Source organism: Algibacter luteus (assembly GCF_030344935.1).
Lineage (GTDB): Bacteria > Bacteroidota > Bacteroidia > Flavobacteriales > Flavobacteriaceae > Arenitalea > Arenitalea lutea.
Genome location: NZ_CP128313.1, coordinates 1,931,749 through 1,957,398 on the forward strand (window position 1 = coordinate 1,931,749; position 25,650 = coordinate 1,957,398).

Genomic DNA, 25,650 nt, shown 5'->3' on the forward strand with positions numbered 1-25,650 from the left:
AAACCAAACCTAAAATCCCTAAAAAAATAATTTAAAAATGGAAAAAGCGACAAAATGGAAAGATATGGCCATGGAATCTCTATCAACGATGTGGCTTGAAATATCAAAAATATTTCCAAATATAATAGGAACTTTAATTGTTTTAATTTTTGGTTGGTTAATTACCAAATTAATTGTAAAAATTATTAAGAAGGTATTAAAGCTTGCTAATGCTAACAAATTGGATGATGCTATTAATGAAATTGAGATTATTGAAGGCAAGAAGTTAAACTTTGATACGGTTAAAATAGTTTCAAACTTTGTAAAATGGGTCATGTATGTGATGCTTATTATTATGGCATCAGATATTATGAACTTAACCATGATTTCTCAACAAATAAGCAATTTATTAGCTTATTTGCCACAATTATTTGCAGCGTTAGTCATATTTACTGTAGGTTTAATTTTAGCAAACCTTGTTAAGAAAGGATTGAAATCGCTGTTTGAGTCCATGGATTTATCAGGAGCAAAACTGATAAGCCAGTTTGTATTTTTTCTAATCTTAATCTATGTTTCGATTACAGCCTTAAACCAAGCTGGAATTGACACCGAAATCATTACAAGTAATATAACTATGATTCTTGCGGCCTTTTTATTGGCATTCGCATTGGCATTTGGTTTTGGGTCTCAAAAAGTAGTTGGAGATTTGATGAGAACATTTTATACAAGAAAGACCTATGAAATAGGACAAAAAATAGAATTTAATGATATTAAAGGTGAAGTAGAGTCAATTGATGGCATCACAATAACCATATTAACAGATACAGGCAAAGTGATAGTGCCTATTAAAGATATTGTAGAGAGTCAAGTAAGATTACAGGATTAACTTTAAGTTAGGGTTAAAATTTGGTTGGTTACTTTTCTGTAAATTGAAAAGCTCTCTACATGATATCATCCCTTTTCATGAATTTGAAAAGGGATTTTTTTTTAATGAATTAAGTGAGACTTTAAGAATACAATTGGTCCACTTCTATAATAATTGCATTCTACTTTTTTATCAAACACGTCATTTCCTACATTAATATATTCGCTTTATCTATATAATTTACATTTAGTCTAGTTTTGTAAATTATTTATTTACAAAAATCAGAACAAAGTATCAAGCTTTAATATTGGCATACCTTAACATTTAAACCAATTAGTTTTGACAGATCAAGAATTAGTATCCAGAATTGTAGACCACAACGACACCGCATTATTTAGTGTATTATATGACAGATTTTCACATAATATTTATAATAAATGCTACCATTTTGTAAAAAATGAAGATGAGGCTAAAGATTTAACTCAAGATATTTTCTTAAAGTTATATTTAAAGCTATCTAGTTTTCAAGGTAAGTCTAAATTTTCTACTTGGGTGTATTCTTTTACCTATAACCACTGTGTTAATTACGTTAATAGAAATCCTAAACGTAAATATGAAATGCGATTAACAGAAAATTTCGATATTGAAAACTACGCTGAAGATAGAGATGATTCTATGGATCACTTAGAAAGAAAAGGTAAACGAATAAATAATGCTTTACAAGAAATACCGGTAAATGATCGTTCTATTCTAGAGTTAAAGTATAAGCAAAATTTAAGTCTTAAAAACATCGAAAATGTTCTAGGAATTGGTGAAAGTGCAGTAAAAATGAGAATTAAGAGAGCCAAAGAACGTTTAGCGAATTCTTATGCCATGGCAGTTTAATGTATTAAGTAAAAAATTATCTAACCCGTTGATTACTTTAAGTATTTCTGAATTCCTTCCAACAGGTTTTTCTTATCAAAAGGTTTTATTATAACATTGTTGATGCCGTTTTGTTTAAAGCGCTTAATGTCTTCTTTATAGGCTTGAGTTGATAAAACGATAATTGGAGTTTTTTTATATTCTTTTGAAAGATTTCTTACTGAAGCCGCTAAGTCTATGGCAGAGAAACCTTCTATTGTATTGGATAATAATATGATATCTACCTTTTTATCAATAATATTGGGAATTAACTCTTCGCCTTTATTTATAATATTCACATAAAACAGCCCTGTTGAGGCTAATGTTTTTAAAATAGTAAGCTGTATTAATTCTGAATCTTCAACTAACAGAACATTATATCTTCTGTCTAATTTCAGTAATTGTTTATTTAACAATTCTTCCTTTTGGCTCTGGTTGTAATTTGATGTTTTAAAACTTAAATTACATATAAATTTAGAGCCTTTATCTATTTCACTTTCAACCTTTATATTACCATCCATTTCGGTAATTAAGTATTTTACAATAGACAAACCTAAGCCAAAACCTCTGTCAATTTTCACATCCGATTCTAAGTTAGTAAACCGATTAAAAATAGTTTCAAGATGTTCTTTATTTATGCCACAACCAGTATCTGTAATTTCAAAATGAAGATTAACCTTTTTCGCCCTTTTGTAATTAAGTGATATATCTAGTGTTATGGAGCCTTTTGTGGTATTATTTATGGCATTATTCAAAAGATTGTTTAAGATTTGTTTTAATCGATATTGATCGCCCTCAACAAATTCAGGAATATTTTCGGCTATTTTGAAATTAAAATCAATACCCTTTTTATTTGCCATGTATTCGTACATAATAGCAACTTCATTCAGCAATTCTTTTAAATTAAATACTTTATCAACTAAAATTAACTTTCCCGATTCTATTTTTGAAATATCAAGTATATCTTCAATTCTGTTTTTTAAATCTTTGTTAGCCGATTGAATAATATTGATGTAGTTTTTTTGCTCAGTTGTTAAATCACTATTATTTAATAAATCGCTAAATATTATAGATGCCGTAATTGGGTTTCTAAGTTGATGGCTAAAATTGGCAATAAAATTATTTTTAAATGTCTCTTTTTCTTGTAAGTATTCATTTTTAAGAACAAGAATTTGAGAGTTTATAATGGATTCGTTTCTAGTTTGTGCGGTAAGTTGATAGTTATTGTAATGTTTGGTTAAATTCTCAATAATTAAAAGATTTTCTTGATTATTTTGAGGTCTAAAAGTAAGGTCGACAACATAAGGTTTACCATTAAACTCTAGGTTAATACAAGTAAACTCGAAACATTCATTTTTTATTAAAATCAAGTTGTTTAAAACCTCAAAGAAAGGATGGGTGTCTTGTATTTTATCGTTTACTTTTATGGGAAAAATAGGATTGTCTACTTCTAAAACACATCCAGAATCATCAACTAAAATATATTGAAAATTGTTTGTATGATATTTTTCTAAATAGGGTTTTAGCATCTACTTTAAATTAAGTCTTCAGCAAGTTTAGAGAATAGTTTTTCAACTTTACTTCCTGTTTTAGCACTTACAAAATAATCCACATGGGGTTCAAAAAAGGTTTGGTGTTCTTTTAAATAAATTTTATTTACTAAATCCATTTTGTTCCCAACTACTTTTACGGGGATATTAGGATAATTTTCTTTTAAAAAGGACAGTTCAGAATTAAGATTTTGGAAGGTAACAGGTCTTGATAAATCAAAAACATAAATAAACCCATTAGTACCTAATAAATAAGACGGTCTCGTTTTTTTTATATCGTCTTGTCCTTCTAAATCCCAGATTATTAAAGAAATTTGTTCTCCTTCGGGAATAGTTATAGTTTTTTTAGAAATATGAACACCAATGGTTACTTTGTAATCTTCAGAAAAAGTATTTTCAACAAAGCGCCTTATTAATGAGGTTTTTCCAACTCCAAAATGACCTATTAATACAATTTTTTTAGATACTGTCATTTTTAAAGAAATCTTCTATTTTTTTAGATAATAGCGATTTGTTTTTTAAGTGTTTTACTATTTTTTCCTTGTCGGCAAATTCAAATAATTTGTCTTCTAGTTGGTCCTTAAATATAACATTGTAAGCACCTGAAACTACAACGGCAATATAGAAGGAAGAAAAATTTTGAATATGAATATGGTAAAGGTCATATTCTATATATTGCAAATTTTGACTTTCTTTTTTAAAGGCATCTTCAACAAAGCTTTTAATAGCTGTAAGCATACCAGCCACCATATCTTCATCTGCCATTTTGTTTTTTGAATATTCTGCTAATAGAAGTCCAGAGCCTTTTTCAATAACAATTATTTGTTCGATTTTGGCATTGGTTTGTTCTTGAAGAATTAATTCTGATTCGTTAATGCCCGAAGCTTTGGATTTCGCTCTTCTGAAAAATCGTTTAAACGAAAAGGTTTTGTTAACTTGATTATTTATCTTCTCAGATAATAATTTCATTTCATGCTGCACGTAACGCTTTATCATTTTACCTAAAATAGGATAAAGAGCTTCAACAACCGCATCTTGGGAATTTTTAATTTCTGTTTTTAATGCTTCAGTTATAGTAGGCCCGAGCGTTTCAGGTATTTCTTTTACAAACTCATTTAACTTGGTTTCAATTATAGGGTCTACTTTAACAGATAAGTTTTCTTTTTTGTTGACCGTGTTCTCAAGAATTTTGATTTTTTTTTCAATTGCAGACACAAACTCCCGCTCGTCGGTGAGCAAGATATCTTTAATTATATTTAATTTTTCATCTTGATTCATCAACGCGAATAAGTTTATTCAGCTATTTTTTCTCCCAATTTTATAAAAAGCTCGCTTAATAGTTTTCTATCGGTCTTTTTATTGTCCATTTTAGAAAGTTTGTCGCTTATTGACTTTTCAAGATCGGTAATTCTAATATTGATGTCTGTACTTAACGAATCAATATTTTGTAACAATTCAGACTCAACTGTACTAATTAAATCTTGAAGTTCTTCTCTTTTACTTAAAATATCAGCTTTTAGAGTTTCGAATTCTTGATTGTATTCTTGAATATTCTCCCCAAAAATAAGTTCTTTTATAGCGTCAATTTTTGAATTATTGTTTTGAGGTTTGTCGTTTAAATTTTTAACGCTTTCTTCTATTGCTTGTTTTTTCATTATCAGCTTGTTTAGTGAAACTAATACACAAAAGTAGAATAAAATAAGCGATATTAGCTAATTAGGTGTTTATTTTGTACTATTTTATATATGATTTAATGATTTTTATGGACGAAATGGGGGTGTAATTCCTTAAATCAAGCAAACAAATATTAGACTTTATTTAGTTTGATAAAAGGTTTTAGTAGCTTTCTAGAATTTTTAAAACCTGTTTTTTATAACTTCTGCTAATGGTTAATGCTGTATTATTGATGGTGATTTCTTCGTTTGTAAATGAGCTGATATGTTTTAACGAAATGATGTAAGAACGATGAATTCTTAAAAATCGTTGTTTCGGTAGTTTGGCTTCGATTGCGCTAATTGTTTCACGAGTTACTATGGTTTCATTAGATAAATGAATTTTAATATAATCACTATAGCTTTCAATGTAAATGATAGCTTCAAAATCTATTTTTAGCATGCGTCTATCGGCTCGAACAAACATGAAATCGTTTATTTCTAAATCCTCTTTCACACTTTGATTCGAGTCAACATGGATTTCAAAATACGTATTTATTGCTTTGAGTAATCTTTCAAAAGAAATAGGCTTGAGCAAATAATCTACTGCTTTCAATTCAAAACCTTCAACTGCGTAATCTCGATATGCGGTAGTGAATATGACTTTTACATTTTTGTTTATAGATTTAGCGAACGAAATCCCAGAGATTTCAGGCATATTAATATCCAGAAACACCAAATCGACTTGCTGTTCTCTTAATAATTTAAAAGCATCAATGGCGTTACTGCAATTTCCTACAATTTCTATATTTGGTATTTTAGTAAGATGTGTTGCAATAATTTCTCTAGCAATGGATTCATCATCTACAATAATACATTTTATATCTTTTGAATCTGGCATAAACTAAGAAATTACAAGGCTTAATTTGACTTTGAACACATCGTCTTTATTTTCTACAGCCAGTGAATAGTCACCTTTATAAATCAAATCTAAACGTTTTTTTATGTTTTCCAAACCAATACCTTTTTCAGATTCAGAATTAGAATCACAAGTGTTTTCAATTTCGAAAAAAAGAATCTTGTTTTTTTGAAACAGCTTAATATCAATTGATAAAACGCCATTTTTTAAGCTACCATGTTTAAAACTGTTCTCTACGAAAGGTAGCAAAAGCATTGGAGCAATTTGTACATATTCTGGAATATGTTTAGTTTCAAAATTAATGTTTAATGTATTATTAAAACGCATTTTTTCAAGTGCTACATAATCGTTAATATGATGGAGCTCATCATTCAGTGGTACAAAGGGTTTATCGACTTGGTAGAGCAAATAGTCTAATAAATTAGAAAGTTTCAGAATCATTTCAGGTGTTTCATCTGCCTTTTTTAATGCAAAACCATACATGGTATTTAGTGTGTTAAACAGAAAGTGTGGATGAATCTGCATTTTTAAATAATTCAATTCTTGTTCCTTTAATTTAAGTTGCGTTTCTAAAATTTTGGTTTCTAGTTTTTTTGCGTCTTCTGTATGTTTTAAATTCAATTTTAGAAGTTTAAAGGCACTAACAATAATAACAACAAGATATACAGCAATAGCAACTAATAGGAGACTTTTACTAATAGGAGCCATGTTTGCATACTTAAAATTCGAAAGATAAACGAGCCCATAGAATACCGAAATTACAATTAAATATGCCGAAATAATTAAGGCATAAATGCTGTACAGTACGAATAAAAAGTAGCGTTTGGTTATTAAATATTCTGGAATTAATTTATAAATAAAAGTATACGTTGTGGCAATAGTTATGGGCATTAAAAATAATGAGAACGACAACACATAACTAAAATCGCTGCTATCTACGCCGAAAAAATAAGTATAAAATAACAACACCCCACACCAAAATAAAATATGGAGTAAAACTTGACCTATTTTATGTAAAACCTTTGGAATTGTAAACATAACCTATTAAACCATATTACAATAATACTATAAATTTGAAGCTATTAAAGTTTTTATAGACGAATAACAGGATTAGCTCTGGTTTTAGCATCATGTTATATTAATGACTAAATTAGTCATCTGTCGCATTTTAAATTAAAAGAAGCCTTAAGTGTTTATGTTTGTGGCATGTTTAATTAAAATTTTGAATTATGAATGTATTATCAGTTATTTCGTTAAATGTTTTTGTGGATAGATTTATGGAAGGCGGTCCGTTATTTATGTCTTTTATTTTAATCTGTTTGCTTTTGGCCTTGTTTTTTATTGTTTTGGGTTTTGTTAATCTTAAAAAAAATGTGGCGAAATCTAAAAAAATGACGGGTTTAGCTTCCGATGCAAGTATCTTAGGCTTAGTATTTGGGTTTTTAGGATCGATTATCGGAATGATAACCGCTTTTGATGCCATTGAATCTATGGGCGATATTAGTGCAAGCATGATGGCAGGTGGACTAAAAGTATCGTTCTTAACTACAGTTTTTGGAGCTATTACATTTATTCTTCCAAGAATAGGTATTATAATATTGAAAGGATTACAGAAAAGCTAAAAGTTTTCATGGGACAATTTCAGTTAACCATAAAAATCTCTTTTTCATTTAATTGAAGAAGGGAATTTTTTGTTTGAGAATTTTCTATATCACTGCGGCAAGGTGAAGGAATAACTAAATACTTTTACTTCTTAAAATTCTTATTACGTCGGTTATAATTCTTGTCACCTTTAGTTTTTGGCTTTTTATACTTTGCCGCAATTTTAAATTTATAGGAACCTCCTAAATTTTCTTTCTGATTTTTAGCTGATTTCTCATGAAATGCAGGCCCTGGAGCATCTTCGTCGCTACGTTTGTTTGGATTGTTGCGTTCTTTTATCTGTGGACGCTCTTCTTCAATAAGCTCGGTAGAAATTTCAACAGTTTCGGGAAGCTCTTCAACCGGAATAGTCATTTTCATTAAAGCTTCTATATTTTCTATAGCTTCCTGATCTTTTTCAGTAGTAAACACTAGTGCTTCACCTTCACGTTCGGCACGACCAGTTCTACCAATACGGTGCATGTAGTTTTCTGGGTAATCAGGTGTATCAAAATTAATAACATGACTCACATTATCGATATCTAAACCACGTGCCATAACATCGGTAGCTATTAAAATGCGGTTATCACCATTTCTAAATTGCTCGATACTTCGTAGCCTATAATTTTGTGTTTTGTTAGAATGAATAACACACAATTCCTCTTTAAAATGTTCATCTAGCTTATCGAACAATTTGTCTGCCATTCGTTTAAACGCCACAAAAATTAATACTTTATTAAAATGTTCTTCATCTTGAAGCATTTCTACCAACAAATTAATTTTGGTATAAAAATTAGGAACATTGTAACGTTTTTGTGCAATGTTTTCAAGTGGTGTACCTGAAACAGCAATAGAAACGCGCTCTGGACTTTTAAAGAAATCATTAATTAGTAAATCAACGTCTTGCGTCATGGTTGCCGAAAACATAATATTTTGTCTTCGTTGCGGAAGAATATCAAATATATTGATAAGTTGATGTCTAAAACCTAAATCGAGCATCACATCAACTTCATCAATCACTAATTTCTGTATTGATTTTAATTGTAAAACACGGGTTAAAGCCAAATCGTATAAACGACCAGGTGTAGCAACTAGTATATCTAAACCTTCGGCAATAGCTTTTTTTTGTGTGTTAATGTTGGTGCCTCCATAAACACCTAAAACACGATTGTTAATGTATTTAGATAGCTTTTCAATTTCATCAACCACTTGTACCACTAATTCTCGAGTTGGTACTAAAACCAAAACTCTTGGATTTTCTTGTTCAGAATACTTTAAGTTTTTTAAAATAGGCAACATGTAGGCAAAGGTTTTCCCTGTACCAGTTTGCGCAATTCCAACCACATCTTTACCCGAAGCCACCACGTTAAAAGCTTGTTCTTGTATTGGAGTAGGTATTGTGTAACCTAAATCGTTTATGGCGTTAAGAAGCGGTGTGTTTAAATTTAAATCTGAAAAAGTCAAAATCTTGATATTTTGGGGCAAAGTTACACTTATTCTTGGCTTTAGGCTAAATGCGTGTTGTCTATTTCGATATTATACGACGCTTGAAATGTTTTATTAGCCTCTAAACTCAAAATTCCTTCTTTATCAACAAGGTTTTGGTTTGTGTTTTCGTTATCGGCAATTCCCAGCCAAGGCTCAATGCAGATAAAATCACCATTGGGTTTTGCCCAAATACCTAAATATGGAAAGCCTTCAAAATTCACTGAAAGAATAGGTCCGCTTTTTTCACTCATCAAACTTATTTTTCTGGATTTTGTGTCTTTAAAAACCAAAGCATCTTTAAGAAACAAATCATGTGTTAACGGGAGCTTATTAGAATTATTAAAAACGAGTTCAATTTTATCAGAAATGAGTCCGTTATCCATATTGATAAGGTGTCTTTTAGAATTTTCAACCTGATCAAATTCTAGATAATAATCGTCATAATTTTCATTTTTAAAAGCAGGGCATTTAAAAGCAGGATGTCCACCAACCGAAAAATACATGGTTTTATCATCAGTGTTTTTAACGGTGTGTTTGATTTCTAAATTGTTGTCCGATAGGGTGTAAGTAATAAAAAACTCAAAATGGAAAGGATATTTTGTTAATAAACCCTCATCTGAAACAAGCTTAAAAGTTAAGCTATTTTTGGTTTCTTCGTGTAAAATTATGTTTTGATTATGCCTAACAAAACCATGCTTTGGAAGATTATATGCCTTATTTTCAAAAACATAGGTATCGTTCTTTAATGCGCCAATTATAGGAAACAAATTAGGGGCGGAACTGCCCCAAACATTTGGGTCTGCATGCCACATGAATTCAGTTTTGTTTTTTACAGATGTTATTTTACTTAATTCGGCACCAAAGGTATTAATACTAATTTTTAGTTTATCGTTTTCTAATGTGTGCATACTTTTTGTTGTTTAAACTAATGTACAAAAATCTTCATATTTTAAGTATTCTAATTAACTTTGTTCAATATTTATTTTAATTGAGAACAACACAAGTTTATACTTTCGAGCGTATTAGAAAATTCAAAAAACAGTTACTAGACTGGGCTCAACAATTTGAAGAGGTTGTTTGGTTAGAATCTAATCCTGAAAATAATAAAGAACACCAAAAGCATTATAATTATGATGCTGTTTTGGCTGTTGATGCTTTTACGAGTATAAAAACCGATTTTACCGATGGTTTTGAAAAGTTAAAAGAATATCAAAACTACTCTAAAGACTGGATTTTTGGCTATTTGTCATACGATTTAAAAAATGATGTAGAAAATCTTATATCTCAAAATTTTGATGGATTGGGGTTTCCAGATTTATGCTTTTTTCAACCTAAAAAGTTGTTTTTAATAAAAGGTAATCAAGTTGAAATACAGTATTTAAATGTTGTTTCGGATGAAATTGAAGACGATTTATTTGATATAAAAAATAAGTCTGAAGCTGCAAGAGGCACCGTTTTTTCAGATATTAAAATAAAACTTCGTACCCATAAAGATGAATATTTTGATAAGGTAACAACCATGTTAGAGCATATTCATAGGGGCGATATTTATGAGGCTAATTTTTGTCAGGAATTTTATGCCGAAAACACACAAATCAATCCGCTTGAAACCTATCAGAAATTAAATAACATATCAAAATCGCCATTTGCAACGTTCCTAAAATTGGAAGATAAGTTCGTGTTAAGCGCTTCACCAGAGCGGTATTTAAAGAAAAACGATACTACAGTTATTTCACAACCTATAAAAGGTACAGCAAAACGGGCTCTTAACCCTTTGGAAGATGTTGTTTTAAAAACCAATTTATCTAAAGATTCTAAAGAGCGCAGTGAAAATGTAATGATTGTAGATTTGGTTCGAAATGATTTATCAAAAACAGCCACAAAAGGAAGTGTTAAAGTAGAAGAGCTTTGTGGCATTTATAGTTTCAACCAAGTGCATCATATGATTTCTACTGTGGTTTCTTCAGTAAATGAACAAACGAATCCCATAGATATTCTAAAAAGCACGTTTCCAATGGGAAGCATGACAGGAGCTCCGAAAATTTCAGCAATGAAAATTATTGAGCAATTGGAAAAAACAAAGCGCGGAATCTATTCAGGAGCCATAGGCTATTTTACACCTAAAGGCGATTTCGATTTTAATGTCGTTATACGAAGCATTTTGTATAACGCCTCAACGAGATATGTTTCTTATTCTGTTGGAGGCGCAATAACTTCTAAAAGCGATCCGTTAAAAGAATACGAAGAGTGTTTGGTTAAAGCCAAAGCTATGCGCGAGGTTCTTGAAAACTAATCTAAATGTTCTTTAAAATCTTCAATAGCTAGTTTTAAAACACGTTCAACGCGTTTAGCCTCAATAGATTTCACCTTCGCTATTTCTTCAAAAGATAATTTACCAAATACAAATAAATCAACAATATCTGAAACTTTTAAAGGTAACCAAGTGTAGAATTTACCTAATAAATGTTTGTTGCGTTTTGAAGATAAATCTGTGATTTCTAAGGCATTTTTAATAGTAGAATTATTGTCATCATAGAGAAATACTTGTTTGGATTCACCATCTTGTTTATATGAGATGTCACTTAATTCTTCGTTCATAATCAAATCGAAATCTTCATCAACTGTAAATTTTTCATCTAAACCATCCAATTCATCTTGCAAAATGGTATGCGTACTCATGGTTTGTTGATGGAATTTCTCATTTTTAAAAAGCGCATCTAAATCGTTATCTACAATTTTAAAAAGGCTGATTTTTATACTTGCTGCATCCGCATCAATGTTGTAGCCAGCTTCATAAAATTTCGCAATGCCTTCATCAATAATGTCATGAGAGTTAAACATGTTTTTAGGAATAATGCGCGTAGATTCAGCTATATACAATCTATGTTTTACATACGCTTGTAAATGCTGTGTTGCAGATACAACCTTCTTATTGAATTCATCTGTCGTTCTCTTATCGTTTAGTTTCTCTGAAGTGCACATAATCTTATAATTTTAATTACTTTCTTAAAGTTACAAAATTCGAGATAGTTTATTATGATTTTTGTCATTTGAATTATCAGGAAAGTGAATTATATAATAGTCAAAGTTGTATATTTGAAGGCATGCTAAAGGACTTAAAGGAACACATAGAAACCCGACTAGATTTTTTAAATCATAGCAAAATTCTTATTGCCATTTCTGGAGGAATTGATAGCGTGGTTTTAACTTTTTTATGTAAGCAATTAAAGCTCAATATCTCATTAGCACATTGTAATTTTAATTTACGAGGAAATGAAAGTGATACAGATGAAGATTTTGTATTAGAGTTAGCCGAAGATTTAGATTTAGAAGTTTTTGTACAACGTTTTGACACCGAAGCCTATGCTAAAGATAACAAGCGTTCTATCCAAATGGCTGCCAGAGAATTACGATACAATTGGTTTGAAGAACTCGCAGCTCAACTCAAGTTTGATTACATATTAACCGCGCATCATGCCGATGATAATTTGGAGACCTTTCTAATCAATTTTACAAGAGGAACCGGACTGGAAGGTTTAACAGGAATTCCAGAGGTTAACGGAAAATTTGTTCGACCCTTATTATCTTTTTCAAGTGCCGATATTAATGCTTATGCTAAAGAAAACAACATTAAATGGCGAGACGATAGCAGTAATGCCTCAACTAAATATCTTCGAAATAAGCTTAGACATGAAGTCATTCCTATCTTAAAAGAAATTAATCCCAGTTTATTAAATAGTTTTCAAAGCACATTAAATAACCTCAATGAAACTGCTTTAATTGTTCAAGAAAGTATCGATAAGTTTTTAAACGAAGCTATTGAGAATATTGATGACAATGTAGTTAAATTTAAGATTTCAGCGTTCAAAAATCTGGAGCACCCAAGACCATATTTGTACGAATCGTTTAAAGAATTTGGCTTCACGCAATGGGATGATATTTTAAATTTATTAGATGCTGAAACAGGCAAGCAAGTGTTTTCGACCACCTACAGGTTAATTAAAAATAGAGATCATTTATTGCTAAGTAAAATAGAATCTGAAGATTTTAATGAGATCGAAATTTTAGAGTCCGATACAAAAATTGAAACACCTTTGGGTATTTTGTTTTTTGATGAAGCTGAAGCTGTTCTAGATCAATGTTCGAATGCCATATTTATTGATAAGGAGAAGTTGCAATTCCCGTTGAAAGTTAGAAAGAAACAGGAAGGTGATTTTTTCTATCCACTAGGAATGACGGGTAAGAAGAAATTAAGCAAATATTTTAAAGATGAAAAATTTTCTCTTTTAGACAAAGAAAACACTTGGTTATTGTGTTCAAGAGAAGAGGTTGTTTGGGTTATTGGCAAAAGAGCGGATAATCGTTTTAAGGTTACTGAAAATACAAACCAGATTTTGAAAATAGAGTTAAAATAATTCACGCCATTGAAGATAAAAGGTAACATAGTCGATATTTTAAATAAACGCATTTTTAAAGGCGAAATAACTGTTGAAAATGGTAAAATTATTGCTATTTCAGAAAAAGAACATGAAGTAAATCATTATATCATTCCTGGTTTTATTGATGCACATATTCATATTGAAAGTTCTATGTTAGTGCCTTCAGAATTCGCAAAAATTGCTGTAAAACATGGTACAGTGTCAACAGTTTCAGACCCTCATGAAATTGCCAATGTTTTAGGTGTTCCAGGTGTGGAATTCATGATTGAAAACGGTAAACAAGTTCCTTTTAAATTCAATTTTGGAGCGCCATCTTGCGTTCCAGCTACCAGTTTTGAATCGGCAGGTGCTCTGATAGATTCAGATGATATAAAAAAACTACTTGAAAATCCGGATATTAAATATTTAGCTGAAATGATGAATTATCCCGGTGTTCTTTTCGATGATGATGAAGTCATGAAAAAAATAAGTTGGGCGAAGTATTTTAAAAAACCAATTGATGGTCATGCACCCGGACTTAGAGGGAGTGAAGTTAGAAAATACATAAATGCAGGTATTTCTACCGATCATGAATGTTTTACTTTGGAAGAAGCTCTAGAGAAACTTCAAAAGGGGATGAAAATCTTAATCAGAGAGGGGAGTGCTGCTAAGAATTTCGAAGCTTTAATTGATTTATTACCAGAGCATTATGAAAATATGATGTTTTGTAGTGATGATAAACATCCTGATGATTTAATTCTAGGTCATATCAATCAATTATGTGCAAGAGCTGTAGCCATTGGAGTAGACGTTTATAGAGTGTTGCAAGCTGCTTGTGTTAATCCTGTAAAGCATTATAATTTAGATGTTGGGTTATTAAAAAAAGGAGACCATGCCGATTTTATAGTTGTTGAAGACCTTAAGCAATTTAAAACACTTCAAACCTTTATCAATGGTGAATTGGTTTTTGATGGAAGTGAATCTTTAATTAAATCCGTTGCATTTAAAAATCCAAATAATTTCGATTGTAAAAGCAAGCGAATTGAAGATTTTGAAATAACTTCTTCAGCTAAAAAAATCAGAGTTATTGAAGCGTTAGAGGGTCAATTGGTGACGAATGAATTAATCGAAGAAACACTTATTGAAAACGGAAATTTAGTTTCGAATATAAAAGATGATATTTTAAAAATGACCGTTGTTAATAGATACGACGATAGTAAACCAGCTTTAGCCTTTATTAAGAATTTTGGATTAAAGGAAGGTGCTATAGCGTCGTCGGTTGGTCATGATTCACATAATATAATTGCCGTAGGTGTTTCAGATGAAGCCATATGTCAAGCCGTGAATTTAATTATTGAACATAAAGGTGGTATCTGCGCAGTATCTCATTCTGAAGAGAAAATCGTTCCGCTTCCAGTTGCAGGTATTATGAGCGATAAAGATGGTGAAACTATCGCTAAAGCTTACGCCAGTATAGACAAAATGGCTAAGACATTAGGGAGTAAATTGTACGCGCCTTATATGACGTTGTCTTTCATGGCGCTTTTAGTAATTCCTTCATTAAAATTAAGCGATAAAGGGCTTTTTAATGGAAAAGATTTTAAGTTTACACCTTTAACATTAAATCATAAATCAAAATAATTCTTAATTAATAATGCCAGTAATTGAATCAACTTACAAACCTAGATTTTACTTTAAAAACGGGTTTATTTCAACTGTTTATTCAGGATTAATAAGACGCATTTCTCTGAAACAAGAACGAGAGCGAATTATTTTAAAAGACGATGATTTTTTAGATTTAGATTGGAGTTATTCAAACAAAAAAAGTGAAGAACTCGTTATCTTGTTGCATGGTCTAGAAGGTAATGGACAACGTCCATATATTACTGGTGCTGCGAAATTATTCAATTCAAACAATATTGATGCTGTATCAGTGAATTTTAGAGGTTGTAGTGGAGAACCTAATTTAAAATTTTATAGTTATCATTCGGGCGCTACTGACGATTTAGATGCAGTTATTCAACATGTTGTATCTAACAAAAGGTATTCAAAAATTTACTTAAAAGGAGTGAGTTTAGGTGCTAATATTATTTTGAAATATTTGGGTGAACGAAACGAAGTTCCACTAGAAGTGAAATCTGCCATTGCAGTCTCAGTGCCTTGTTATTTAGCAGGAGCCGCCAAAGAATTACATCATTTTAAAAACAAATTATATCATGACCGGTTTTTAAAACATCTAAAGCACAGACTCAAATTAAAACAAGAACAGTTTCCTGATAAACTAAGTGAAGAACTATTAAATTCAATAAAAACGTTATTGGATTTTGATAATGTATACACAGCTAGAGCTCATGGTTTTGAAGATGCGTTAGATTATTATACTAGATGCAGTAGTTTACAATTGCTTCCCAAAATAAAAACTCCAACTTTAATTATTAATGCACTAAATGATTCGTTTTTGTCTCCCGAATGTTATCCAGTAAAAGAAGCAAAACAAAACCCGAATTTGTTTCTAGAAATGCCTAATTATGGCGGACATGCCGGATTTATTGATCGAAAAAATAAGTATTATAATGAAAAGCGTGCATTAGAGTTTGTAAAAAGTAACGGTAAATAATTTAAGGAGTAGATTTAAGGTTATCGGGGAAGCCTTCAATAACAATATCCCAAAGTTCTGGTAGCACGAAATACACAAAAAAGGTTAAGATGACTATAGAAATTATATTCATGACGATGCCTTTACTCACCATATCTGGAATTCGCAAATAACCAGACCCAAAAACTACCGCATTCGGAGGAGTTGCTACAGGCAACATAAAAGCGCAAGACGCAGCTACGGCAGCGCCTACCATTAATATAAACGGATGCATATCTATAGTTAAAGCCATAGGAGCTAAAACGGGTAAAAGCATTGCGGTTGTTGCTAAGTTCGATGTAATTTCAGTTAAAAAATTCACCGCAGCTATGAGCAATAGAATTAATACCAATGTGCTTACACCTACTAATGTTGTCATTTGGTTTCCAATCCATAAAGCTAACCCGCTAGATTCAAAACCTTTAGCTAATGCCATTCCACCTCCAAATAATAATATAATGCCCCAAGGTAAATCTTTGGTGTCTTGCCATGAAATTAATTTTTTGTGTTTCGTTTTTGAAGGTATGATAAAAAGTACAATGGCAAATAAAATAGCAATAATGGTATCGTCAATTTCTGGTAGTATATTTTTAAGTAAAAAAGATCGTGTTATCCAACAAAATGCTGTAGTGGCAAATACTACCGCAACTATCTTCTCTTCGTAAGTCATTTTCCCCAATGCATTTAACAATCGTTTAATTTCCTGTTTACCACCAGGGAATTCTTTCTGATGAAAAGAAAAGGCAAACGAAGTTAAATACTTCCAGCAAATTAATAACAGAATAATGGAAATAGGAAACCCGAAAATGAACCATTGCGAAAATGTAATTTCGTAACCATAAGTTTCTGCTACAACGCCTGCTAAAACTAAGTTTGGAGGCGTTCCTATTAAGGTTGCTATACCACCAATAGAAGCGCTATAAGCAATAGCCAACATCAAGGCTTTTCCAAAAATTAAATTTTCATCTTTATCGGTATTGGGATTATCCTTCAATTGTTTAATGATAGCAATACCAATAGGGAGCATCATTACTGAAGTTGCTGTATTAGATATCCACATGGATAAAAATGCAGTCGCAACCATAAAACCTAAGATGATTTTTTTAACATTCAATCCAATGAGATTTATAGTATTAAGCGCGATGCGTTTATGTAAATTCCATTTCTCAATAGCAATTGCAATCACAAATCCGCCTAAGTATAAAAACACGAATTTATGTCCGTAAGACTCAGTAGTGGTAGCAATATCTAAACTCCCCGTTAATGTAAATAATACTATGGGAAGTAAAGCCGTCGCTGCAATGGGTATGGCTTCAAAAATCCACCAAACAGCAATCCATAAAGTCGAAGCCAGAATACCGTTAGCTTCTTCCGATAAACCTTCAGGGTAGAAAAATAAGCGAATTAAAACAAATAGAAACGGACCCAATATGAGTCCAAAACGTTTAGCGTTAGTCATGAATCGTTTTAGAGTAGTTTAATTCTTAAAAATAGTTTTTATTTTGATAGCAGCAACATTTGAGATTTTATTTAATAAATGCAATACTTAAATATAATCGATTAAATTTCATGCAAATTTTAATATCTTCATGATAAAATAGAAAAATGCCTAAATCAGCAGAAGATAAAGCGAAAACTTCAGAAACCTTTTTGAATTTAAAAACGAGTAATCCACCTAAAAACAGTGTTGGATTTACCTCAATATTAAAAGTCATCGATCAGGTAGCAAAATATATGAAGCCTGCTGATGCCTTGAGGTTGGCTTCAAAAATAAACCAAAAAGGAGGATTTGACTGTCCTGGTTGTGCATGGCCAGATCCAGACGATGAGCGCTCTTCTTTAGGAGAGTTTTGCGAAAATGGCATAAAAGCCATTGCTGAGGAAGCACAAAACAAAACGATTGGCTCTCTATTTTTTGAACAGCATAGTGTTGACGAATTATCCAGTTGGTCTGATTTTGAAATAGGAAAATCAGGTCGTTTGGCAGAACCTATGTTTTTAGCAGAAGGCGCAACTCATTACACACCAATATCTTGGAATGATGCTTTTAATAAAGTTGTTGATCATTTAAATGAACTCAATCATCCTGATGAAGCGGTGTTTTACACTTCAGGCAGAACTACCAATGAAGCTGCGTTCTTATATCAATTGTTTGTTAGAGAGTTTGGAACATCAAACCTTCCAGATTGTTCCAATATGTGTCATGAAGCTAGCGGAAGTGCGCTTTCCGAAACATTAGGTATTGGAAAAGGCTCGGTGGTTTTAGATGATTTATATAAGGCAGAAGTGGTAATAGTTGTTGGGCAAAACCCAGGAACAAATCATCCTAGAATGTTAAGTGCACTAGAAAAGTGCAAAAAAAACGGTGGAAAAGTTATTGCTATAAATCCTTTGCCAGAAGCGGGATTAATGAAATTTACGAATCCGCAAAATCCAATTAAGTTATTAACTGGAGGTACACAAATAGCCGATGTATTTGTACCCATAACTATAAACGGAGATGTTGCTTTTTTTAAGGCTATTCTTTTAAAATTATTAGAGAAAGAAGAAGCACATGGCGACGTATTCGATAAGGCTTTTATTGAATCTTACACTAGTGGTTACGACGCTTTTATTTCCGATTTAAAGACTTTTACTTTTGAGGCGTGTTTAAAGGCTTCAGGAGTTTCAGAGACGGTTTTTAACGATGTTTTTGAATTGGTATTAAACCATGATAAGATCATCGTTTGTTGGGCTATGGGCTTAACACAACATGAAAATGCCGTTGATAATATTCGAGAAATAGTAAACTTATTATTACTTAAAGGAAGTATCGGAAAAGAAGGAGCTGGGACTTGTCCTGTGCGTGGACATTCCAATGTTCAAGGTGATAGAACAGTTGGAATTTGGGAATCGGCACCACAAGCTTTTTTAGATAAAATTGAAAAAAAATACGGTTTTAAACCTTCGCATAAGCATGGTTATTCTGTTATAGATGCAATAAAAGCTATGTATAATAAAGATGCTAAAGTGTTTTTTGGATTGGGCGGAAACTTTATATCTGCCGTTCCGGATACGTTGTATTCTGCAACCGCTTTAGCCAACTGCAATTTAACGGTTCACGTCAGTACCAAACTCAATCGATCGCATTTAGTTACGGGAAAAGAAGCGTTGATACTACCTTGTTTAGGACGCACAGAAAAAGATTATCAAAAGACAGGCTTGCAAGTTCAAAGTGTAGAAAACTCCATGGGTGTGGTGTCGGCAACCAAAGGGGTTTTGGACCCCTGTTCGGATAATATTATCAGTGAAGTTGCAGTGGTTTGCGGTATTGCCCATGCCACTTTAAAAGAAAAATCAAAGATCAATTGGTTACAATACAAAGATGATTATAACCTTGTTAGAAATGATATTGAAGACGTTGTTTCTGGATTCAGCCATTATAACAACCGATTAAAAAATCCATCTGGTTTTTATCTGCCAAATGGAGCTCGAGTTAGAGAATTTAATACCAAAACAGGAAAAGCAAATTTTTCAATAAATAAGCTTCCAAAATGGTCTTTAAAAGATAATGAATTGATTATGATGACAATACGTAGTCACGACCAGTTCAATACAACAATTTACGGATTAGACGACCGATATCGTGGGGTTTTCAATGAAAGGCGTATTATTTTTATGAATCGTGAAGACATGAAAGTAAGAGGTTTAAAAGAACATGAAGTTGTTAATTTATGTTCTGAATATCAAGGCACTAAACGAAAAGCCCCGAATTTCAAAGTTGTTGGTTACGAAATTCCTAAAAACTGTTGTGCCACTTACTTTCCTGAAACCAATGTACTCGTGCCTTTAGATTGTTTTGCACACACCGCTAAGACGCCAGCATCTAAGAGTGTTAAAATTACTATTGAAAAAGTTTAGCATTTCAATAAAAACAAATCCCATTATTTTCTTTAAAAGCAATTATTGGCATATCAATTTGCGAAATTGATAATAATTGGCTTTCTACGTAAATTTCTTCGATAAACACATAATAAAATAAGTATAAATACTTAGTTTTGTTTTAAAATACGTAGTTATGTATTCGTTTGTTACAGCATTTTGATAGTATAACTATCTTCTTTAAACGAATAGCATACAACCGTTTAACAATTAAAACGAAACGAATGAAACATATTATTGTTGTTGGAAATGGGATGGTTGGCTACAAGTTTTGCGAGAAATTTGTAGAAAAAGCAGCTTCTAAAGATTTTAAGATCACAGTTTTTGGAGAAGAACCGAGACCTGCTTACGATAGAGTTCATTTAAGTGAATTTTTTGAAAACCAAGATGCCAAAGCGTTAGAAATGGCACCATTAGAGTGGTATACAGAACATGGAATCGATTTAATTGTTGGTGAACGTGTTTCTGATATCCACAGATCAAAAAAAACAATTACTACTGTAACTGATCGTGAGTTTTCATACGATTATTTGGTTTTAGCGACAGGGTCTTCGGCATTTGTTCCGCCAATTAAAGGTGTTGAAAAGGAAGGTGTATTCGTTTACCGTACCATTGAAGATTTAGAAGGTATGTTAGCTTATGCAGCCAAGATTAAAGCGAACAATCCTAATGCTAAAGCAGCGGTTCTTGGTGGTGGATTGTTAGGTTTAGAAGCTGGTAAAGCAGTTATGGATATGGGCTTAGAACCTCATATCGTAGAATTTGCTTCAAAACTAATGCCAAGGCAATTAGATTTAAGAAGTAGTCAGGTATTACAATTAAAGTTAGAATCTATTGGTTTAAATATTCACTTAAGTAAGGCAACCAATCAGATACTTGGAGACAAAGCCATTACAAGTTTAGAGTTTGGTGAAGATGATGTTCTGGATGTTGATATGTTGGTTATTTCAGCTGGAATTAGACCGAGGGATGAATTAGGTAAAACTTGTGGTTTGGAAATGGGCGTTCGCGGTGGTATTGTAGTTGATAACAAAATGCAAACTTCCGATGAAAATATTTATGCCATTGGAGAGATCGCTTTATACAATCAAATGATTTATGGTTTAGTAGCCCCAGGTTACGATATGGCTGGTGTTGCCGTAGATCAAATCTTAGGTGATAGCGATTCATTAATGCCTGATGATATTGATATGTCTACTAAATTAAAGTTGATTGGCGTAGACGTGGCGAGTTTTGGAGAACCTTTTATGCCAGCAGCAAAAGGACATTCCATAATATTTGAAAATAAAACACAGTATTTATACAAAAGAATTAATGTTAGTCTTGATGGGAAATCATTACTAGGAGGAATTCTTGTTGGTGATGCTACAGACTATAACATGTTGCATCAAATTTATTTAAACGGCATGGCAATTCCTGAAGATGCATCGCAACTTATATTACCTGCAAGCGAAGGTGGGGCTTCATTTGGTAGCGTTTTAGATTTACCAGATACGGCACAGGTTTGTTCTTGCGAGAGTGTTTCTAAAGGTGATATTTGCTGTTCTATTACCGGTGGTGAAAGCAATAACTTATCAGATATTGTGGCTAAAACAAAAGCAACCTCTGGTTGTGGTGGTTGTAAACCAATGGTTGTTGATTTGGTGAACGAAACATTAAAATCGTTAGGTAAAGAAGTTAAAGAAACCATTTGTGAGCACTTCAATTTTAGTCGTCAAGAACTGTACGATTTAATTAAAATAAATAGAGTTGCTGATTATGATGAAGCATTGAATTTATTTGGAGAAGGACATGGTTGCGAGGTTTGTAAACCGTTATTAGCATCAATATTTGCAACAATAACCATGGAAACGGCCAATAGGCAACCAACTATACAAGATACCAACGATAGGTTTTTAGCAAATATTCAACGAAATGGTACTTACTCTGTCGTGCCTAGAGTTGCAGGTGGAGAGATAACTCCAGATCAACTTATTGTTATTGGTGAAGTTGCAAAGAAATACGATTTATACACTAAAATTACAGGTGGACAGCGTATTGATTTATTTGGAGCTCAAATACATGAATTACCTTTGATTTGGAAAGAATTAATAGATGCAGGTTTTGAGAGTGGACATGCATACGGCAAATCGTTAAGAACGGTAAAAAGCTGCGTAGGTTCTACTTGGTGTAGATACGGTATGCACGAGAGTGTAACGTTTGCCATAGAGATTGAAAACCGATACAGAGGCTTACGTTCACCACATAAGTTAAAAGGAGGAGTTTCAGGTTGTATTAGAGAATGTGCTGAGGCAAGAGGTAAAGATTTTGGGCTGATTGCTGTGGACGGCGGATGGAATTTATATGTCTGCGGAAACGGTGGAGCTACACCAAAACATGCTATTTTACTCGCTGAACAATTGGATGACGAAACGGCTGTGAAATACTTAGATAGATTTTTAATGTATTACATACGAACTGCTGGCCCGTTGGTTAGAACAGCCCCTTGGTTAGATAAGCTTGAAGGCGGTATTGAATATTTGAAAAAAGTAGTTATTGAGGATTCTTTAGGGATTGCAGAAGATTTAGAGCAAGAAATGCAAGGTTTAGTAAATAAATATGAATGTGAGTGGAAGGAAGCTATTGAAAACCCAGAAATGATGAAACGTTTTAAGCATTTTGTAAATTCTGATGATACAGATGATAATTTAGTTTTTGTTCCGATGAGAGGACAGAAAATGCCAAAAGCTTGGGTTTAACTAAAGAATGCAAACAGACACCGCGTTAGGGATTGCAGAAGAAAGCCCGCAGCGACAGCGAGGACTTGTAACGGAAAGCCCGACCCTTGTGGTAACGCCAATATTAAAAATATTTAAAACATAAGATTATGCAAGATATATTAAGTCAATATGAAACAGTTACTGAAAACGCAGTAAAAGAGTGGTTTAAAGTTGGTTTGACCTCAGATTTTCCTGAGAATAGTGGCGCCTGTATAAAGTATAAAACCAAGCAAATTGCGGTTTATAATTTTGCAAGAACTGGAAAATGGTATGCTTGCCAAAATTTATGTCCGCATAAAATGGAAATGGTACTTTCGTTAGGGATGATAGGCGATAAGGAAGGGATTCCTAAAGTGGCTTGCCCAATGCATAAAAAGAATTTTTCTTTAGAAGACGGATCGAATCTTGCAGGTGAAGATTTAAAAATTGCGACCTATCCTGTTAAAATTAAAGACGGAAATGTGTATATTGGCTTCTCAGATTAAAGATTTGATTAAAACCATTCCTGATGAAACCAACAAGATTTGAAACTGCCCTTGCTTTAATAGATAAAAAAAACGCTGAAGATAAAAATACGTACCAAGTATTTGGTATTGAATACCCAAAGGAGTTGCTGTATTCGCAACGAATGACGAGAAAGTTATTGCAGTTTAACCCTAATGCTTCTAAGGCATTACAAATTGCGGCACGCGCTCAACATATTTGTAGATGGAAAATTCCTAGAGACGAATACCCAATGGATCGTGTAGGTTATTTAAAATGGCGCGAAACCTTAAAGAAAATGCATGCTGAATTAACTGCCGAAATTCTAAATCAGGTGGGTTACGACCAACAGTTTGTGGATAGAGTTTCATTTTTAATTAACAAAAAACTCATTAAGAAAAACGAGGAAAGTCAAACGCTAGAAGACACGATTTGTTTGGTGTTTTTGGATTATTACTTTGAGGAGTTTGCAGCGAAACATGAAGAAGAAAAAATTATTGATATACTTAAAAAAACTTGGGTAAAAATGTCTGATAAAGGGCATGAAGCCGCATTACAACTCCCATTCTCTGAAAAGAGTTTAGCTTTAGTTAAGCAAGCTATATCTTAAAAATTAGCACATGACAAAACTGGGTAATTCATTAGACCAAAGAACGTTTGATAAATTACGTCGTTTATACATTATTGCTTTAAGTACAATCGCCGTTTCTATTATTGTAAGTCAGTTACTTATTCGTTCGCATTTAAGTAGACAAGAGAGCGATTCTTCAGTTATAAACGTTGCTGGAAGGCAGCGTATGTTAAGCCAGAAACTTACCAAGGATATTGTTTCACTTTCTGCTGAAACGAATACCACAAAAATAAGTCAATTAAAAGATCAGATTAGAGCGACTTTAAAGCTCTGGGAATTATCGCACGATGCACTTCAAAAAGGTAATGATAGTTTAGGACTACCTGGAGACAATAGTCTTGCGGTTAGTGAGAAATTCAAGCTTCTAAATCCGGTTTTTGATACGATACAATCGGCTACAACAAGCATTATTAATTCTCCTGTTGATAGTGAGAATTCATTCTTGGAAAAGTACAGCCCTGAAATTGAAAAAATAAAAGCAAACGAAGGGGAGTTTTTAAAACTCATGGACGATATTGTGAATCAATACGACCTAGAGGCAGACCATAAAGTAGCTTGGTTGCGCCAATTAGAGTTATGGCTTACCATTTTAACTTTACTCATTTTATTAGGGGAATTCTTGTTTATATTTTGGCCTGCCGCGAAATCGGTAAAGTCTATTTTGTCTGATTTATTAACGGCGGAAAAGCATGCTAAAAAAATGGCTTATGATGCTGATATACTAAGTATTTCAAAAGAGAAGTCGATTAAAGAACTAAGGGCATTAAGTCGTGCTATGGACGACACCTTATTATTTGCTAGAATTCTTCCTAACGGGACCATTGTACACATGGGAAATAAATTTTCGCGTTTATTTAAATTTTCAAAATTTAATGATGCGACCATGATTTGGGACGTTTTATCTCATATTGAAACCGAACAACTCGCCATAGAAGATGTTATAACCAAAAACATTAAAACGGGATGGCAGGGTGAAGTCAAGGCAACAACCAAAGATAAGATTGACATATGGTTAGAGATGGCTATTATTCCTTATAATCCTACGGAAGACAAATCGGAAATTCTGATTATAGCTTCTGATATTACAATGCGAAAACAAGCACAGTTAGAAATCGACAGATTGACAACAAAAAGCTTTGAGGAAAAGATGAATCAGCAAAAGGTTATCTCGAGTAAAATTATCGAAAACCAGGAAAAGGAACAGAACAGAATTGCTAAAGATGTACACGATGGAATTGGGCAGATGCTTACTGGTTTAAAATATAATTTAGAAAGTATTGATACTAGTGATTTTAATAAAGCAAAAGTTAAAATAGAGCATCTTAAAGAATTGACTTCCAATATTATAAAAGGAGTTAGAACAGCTACTTTTAATTTGACACCACCAGAATTAACCGATCATGGTATTGTTCCTGCGATTAACAAATTGGTACAAGAACTTTCAAAATTAACTGGAAAGGATATTGTGTTTTTTAATAAAACAGATTTCAATCAGCGTTTAGATTCTTTAGAAGAAATTAATATTTATCGCATTACTCAAGAGGCCATAAACAATGCTATAAAATATGCCGATTCCACTCATATTTTGGTATCATTATCGCATAGTAAAAACATATTAAGTATTGTAATAGATGATAATGGTAAGGGTTTTGACCCAAGTAAAGTGAAACACATTAAAGCAGGTGATGGTGGCATGGGGCTCACCTTTATGCAGGAACGTATAAAATATATTGATGGTAGACTCTTTTTAAATTCTGAAGAAGGTAAGGGAACACGTATTACATTAAATATTCCGCTAAAATAAGT

22 protein-coding genes are annotated in these 25,650 nt (G+C 32.4%); 12 read left to right on the forward strand and 10 right to left on the reverse strand.

Translation table 11 applies throughout. The features are described 5' to 3' along the window. Positions 1-37 precede the first annotated feature (37 nt). Positions 38-865: a mechanosensitive ion channel family protein gene (locus O5O44_RS08090; RefSeq protein ID WP_019386543.1), complete on the forward strand. Its 828-nt coding sequence runs from the start codon at positions 38-40 to the stop codon at positions 863-865. A gap of 318 nt (positions 866-1,183) precedes the next feature. Continuing rightward, on the forward strand, positions 1,184-1,729 hold the full coding sequence (locus O5O44_RS08095; RefSeq protein WP_289193861.1) for an RNA polymerase sigma factor: 546 nt from the start codon (positions 1,184-1,186) through the stop codon (positions 1,727-1,729). Between the two features lie 32 nt (positions 1,730-1,761). On the opposite strand, the gene O5O44_RS08100 is transcribed toward O5O44_RS08095, so the two are convergent. From O5O44_RS08100 to O5O44_RS08125, 6 genes are all read right to left on the reverse strand, one after another. After that, complete coding sequence (locus O5O44_RS08100; protein WP_289193862.1) at positions 1,762-3,276, reverse strand: ATP-binding response regulator; 1,515 nt, start codon at positions 3,274-3,276, stop codon at positions 1,762-1,764. 5 nt (positions 3,277-3,281) lie between these two features. Continuing rightward, positions 3,282-3,770, reverse strand: a complete 489-nt coding sequence (locus O5O44_RS08105) for a Rab family GTPase (protein ID WP_289193863.1) — start codon at positions 3,768-3,770, stop codon at positions 3,282-3,284. After that, on the reverse strand, positions 3,757-4,575 hold the full coding sequence (locus O5O44_RS08110) for a cell envelope biogenesis protein OmpA (RefSeq protein WP_289193865.1): 819 nt from the start codon (positions 4,573-4,575) through the stop codon (positions 3,757-3,759). The genes O5O44_RS08105 and O5O44_RS08110 overlap by 14 nt, the downstream gene beginning before the upstream one ends. Positions 4,576-4,589: 14 nt before the next feature. Next, a complete protein-coding gene (locus O5O44_RS08115; RefSeq protein WP_019386538.1) occupies positions 4,590-4,952 on the reverse strand; it encodes a coiled-coil domain-containing protein in 363 nt (120 codons plus the stop codon). A 181-nt stretch (positions 4,953-5,133) separates the two neighbouring features. Continuing rightward, entirely contained in the window at positions 5,134-5,850 is a 717-nt protein-coding gene (locus O5O44_RS08120; protein WP_289193867.1) for a LytR/AlgR family response regulator transcription factor, read from the reverse strand. A 3-nt stretch (positions 5,851-5,853) separates the two neighbouring features. Then, positions 5,854-6,906, reverse strand: coding sequence for a sensor histidine kinase (locus O5O44_RS08125; protein ID WP_289193868.1), 1,053 nt, complete (start codon positions 6,904-6,906; stop codon positions 5,854-5,856). A 191-nt stretch (positions 6,907-7,097) separates the two neighbouring features. On the opposite strand from O5O44_RS08125, the gene O5O44_RS08130 reads away from it, so the two are divergent. Next, positions 7,098-7,490, forward strand: coding sequence for a MotA/TolQ/ExbB proton channel family protein (locus O5O44_RS08130; protein WP_289193869.1), 393 nt, complete (start codon positions 7,098-7,100; stop codon positions 7,488-7,490). 124 nt (positions 7,491-7,614) lie between these two features. On the opposite strand, the gene O5O44_RS08135 is transcribed toward O5O44_RS08130, so the two are convergent. Both O5O44_RS08135 and O5O44_RS08140 read right to left on the reverse strand, forming a co-directional pair. After that, positions 7,615-8,973 carry a DEAD/DEAH box helicase gene (locus O5O44_RS08135; RefSeq protein ID WP_289193870.1) on the reverse strand — a complete coding sequence of 453 codons (1,359 nt, stop codon included), beginning with the start codon at positions 8,971-8,973 and terminating at the stop codon, positions 7,615-7,617. A gap of 41 nt (positions 8,974-9,014) precedes the next feature. Next, entirely contained in the window at positions 9,015-9,905 is an 891-nt protein-coding gene (locus O5O44_RS08140; RefSeq protein ID WP_289193871.1) for an aldose 1-epimerase family protein, read from the reverse strand. Between the two features lie 80 nt (positions 9,906-9,985). Between O5O44_RS08140 and pabB the strand changes: the two genes are divergently transcribed. Continuing rightward, a complete protein-coding gene (gene pabB / locus O5O44_RS08145) occupies positions 9,986-11,290 on the forward strand; it encodes an aminodeoxychorismate synthase component I (protein ID WP_289193872.1) in 1,305 nt (434 codons plus the stop codon). On the opposite strand, the gene O5O44_RS08150 is transcribed toward pabB, so the two are convergent. Continuing rightward, positions 11,287-11,979 carry a hypothetical protein gene (locus O5O44_RS08150; RefSeq protein WP_289193873.1) on the reverse strand — a complete coding sequence of 231 codons (693 nt, stop codon included), beginning with the start codon at positions 11,977-11,979 and terminating at the stop codon, positions 11,287-11,289. The genes pabB and O5O44_RS08150 overlap by 4 nt on opposite strands. 122 nt (positions 11,980-12,101) lie before the next feature. On the opposite strand from O5O44_RS08150, the gene tilS reads away from it, so the two are divergent. From tilS to O5O44_RS08165, 3 genes are read left to right on the forward strand one after another with little or no spacing between them, the layout of a single operon-like run. Next, positions 12,102-13,412, forward strand: a complete 1,311-nt coding sequence (gene tilS / locus O5O44_RS08155) for a tRNA lysidine(34) synthetase TilS (protein WP_289193874.1) — start codon at positions 12,102-12,104, stop codon at positions 13,410-13,412. A gap of 9 nt (positions 13,413-13,421) precedes the next feature. Next, positions 13,422-15,056, forward strand: coding sequence for an adenine deaminase (ade, locus tag O5O44_RS08160; RefSeq protein ID WP_289193875.1), 1,635 nt, complete (start codon positions 13,422-13,424; stop codon positions 15,054-15,056). Between the two features lie 13 nt (positions 15,057-15,069). Further along, a complete protein-coding gene (locus O5O44_RS08165; protein ID WP_289193877.1) occupies positions 15,070-16,032 on the forward strand; it encodes a YheT family hydrolase in 963 nt (320 codons plus the stop codon). A gap of 1 nt (position 16,033) precedes the next feature. Here the strand turns inward: O5O44_RS08165 and O5O44_RS08170 are convergent, their stop codons facing one another. Continuing rightward, positions 16,034-17,509: an SLC13 family permease gene (locus O5O44_RS08170; RefSeq protein WP_289193878.1), complete on the reverse strand. Its 1,476-nt coding sequence runs from the start codon at positions 17,507-17,509 to the stop codon at positions 16,034-16,036. Positions 17,510-17,655: 146 nt separating this feature from the next. Here O5O44_RS08170 and O5O44_RS08175 point away from each other — a divergent pair, with 146 nt between their 5' ends. The 5 genes from O5O44_RS08175 to O5O44_RS08195 all read left to right on the forward strand — a co-directional run bounded on the left by O5O44_RS08175 (position 17,656) and on the right by O5O44_RS08195 (position 25,648). After that, the gene (locus tag O5O44_RS08175) at positions 17,656-19,950 is read left to right on the forward strand and encodes an FdhF/YdeP family oxidoreductase (protein ID WP_289193879.1); all 2,295 of its coding nucleotides are present in this window, start codon (positions 17,656-17,658) and stop codon (positions 19,948-19,950) included. Positions 19,951-20,195: 245 nt separating this feature from the next. Next, positions 20,196-22,709: a nitrite reductase large subunit NirB gene (gene nirB / locus O5O44_RS08180; protein ID WP_289193880.1), complete on the forward strand. Its 2,514-nt coding sequence runs from the start codon at positions 20,196-20,198 to the stop codon at positions 22,707-22,709. Positions 22,710-22,837: 128 nt separating this feature from the next. Further along, positions 22,838-23,215, forward strand: a complete 378-nt coding sequence (nirD, locus tag O5O44_RS08185) for a nitrite reductase small subunit NirD (protein WP_289193881.1) — start codon at positions 22,838-22,840, stop codon at positions 23,213-23,215. Positions 23,216-23,238: 23 nt separating this feature from the next. After that, positions 23,239-23,823 carry a DUF4202 domain-containing protein gene (locus tag O5O44_RS08190; RefSeq protein ID WP_019386523.1) on the forward strand — a complete coding sequence of 195 codons (585 nt, stop codon included), beginning with the start codon at positions 23,239-23,241 and terminating at the stop codon, positions 23,821-23,823. A gap of 10 nt (positions 23,824-23,833) precedes the next feature. Further along, positions 23,834-25,648, forward strand: a complete 1,815-nt coding sequence (locus tag O5O44_RS08195; RefSeq protein WP_289193882.1) for a sensor histidine kinase — start codon at positions 23,834-23,836, stop codon at positions 25,646-25,648. Positions 25,649-25,650 lie beyond the last annotated feature (2 nt).

Excerpts from the sequence above, each read along its gene's own strand:
- O5O44_RS08120 (WP_289193867.1), bottom strand. The coding sequence starts at position 5,850 with ATGCCAGATTCAAAAGATATAAAATGTATTATTGTAGATGATGAATCC.
- O5O44_RS08175 (WP_289193879.1), top strand. The coding sequence starts at position 17,656 with ATGCCTAAATCAGCAGAAGATAAAGCGAAAACTTCAGAAACCTTTTTG.
- O5O44_RS08170 (WP_289193878.1), bottom strand. The coding sequence starts at position 17,509 with ATGACTAACGCTAAACGTTTTGGACTCATATTGGGTCCGTTTCTATTT.
- O5O44_RS08130 (WP_289193869.1), top strand. The coding sequence starts at position 7,098 with ATGAATGTATTATCAGTTATTTCGTTAAATGTTTTTGTGGATAGATTT.
- O5O44_RS08100 (WP_289193862.1), bottom strand. The coding sequence starts at position 3,276 with ATGCTAAAACCCTATTTAGAAAAATATCATACAAACAATTTTCAATAT.
- O5O44_RS08150 (WP_289193873.1), bottom strand. The coding sequence starts at position 11,979 with ATGTGCACTTCAGAGAAACTAAACGATAAGAGAACGACAGATGAATTC.
- O5O44_RS08195 (WP_289193882.1), top strand. The coding sequence starts at position 23,834 with ATGACAAAACTGGGTAATTCATTAGACCAAAGAACGTTTGATAAATTA.
- O5O44_RS08125 (WP_289193868.1), bottom strand. The coding sequence starts at position 6,906 with ATGTTTACAATTCCAAAGGTTTTACATAAAATAGGTCAAGTTTTACTC.
- nirD (WP_289193881.1), top strand. The coding sequence starts at position 22,838 with ATGCAAGATATATTAAGTCAATATGAAACAGTTACTGAAAACGCAGTA.
- O5O44_RS08105 (WP_289193863.1), bottom strand. The coding sequence starts at position 3,770 with ATGACAGTATCTAAAAAAATTGTATTAATAGGTCATTTTGGAGTTGGA.
- O5O44_RS08115 (WP_019386538.1), bottom strand. The coding sequence starts at position 4,952 with ATGAAAAAACAAGCAATAGAAGAAAGCGTTAAAAATTTAAACGACAAA.
- tilS (WP_289193874.1), top strand. The coding sequence starts at position 12,102 with ATGCTAAAGGACTTAAAGGAACACATAGAAACCCGACTAGATTTTTTA.
- O5O44_RS08090 (WP_019386543.1), top strand. The coding sequence starts at position 38 with ATGGAAAAAGCGACAAAATGGAAAGATATGGCCATGGAATCTCTATCA.
- O5O44_RS08110 (WP_289193865.1), bottom strand. The coding sequence starts at position 4,575 with ATGAATCAAGATGAAAAATTAAATATAATTAAAGATATCTTGCTCACC.
- O5O44_RS08165 (WP_289193877.1), top strand. The coding sequence starts at position 15,070 with ATGCCAGTAATTGAATCAACTTACAAACCTAGATTTTACTTTAAAAAC.
- O5O44_RS08190 (WP_019386523.1), top strand. The coding sequence starts at position 23,239 with ATGAAACCAACAAGATTTGAAACTGCCCTTGCTTTAATAGATAAAAAA.
- O5O44_RS08140 (WP_289193871.1), bottom strand. The coding sequence starts at position 9,905 with ATGCACACATTAGAAAACGATAAACTAAAAATTAGTATTAATACCTTT.
- nirB (WP_289193880.1), top strand. The coding sequence starts at position 20,196 with ATGAAACATATTATTGTTGTTGGAAATGGGATGGTTGGCTACAAGTTT.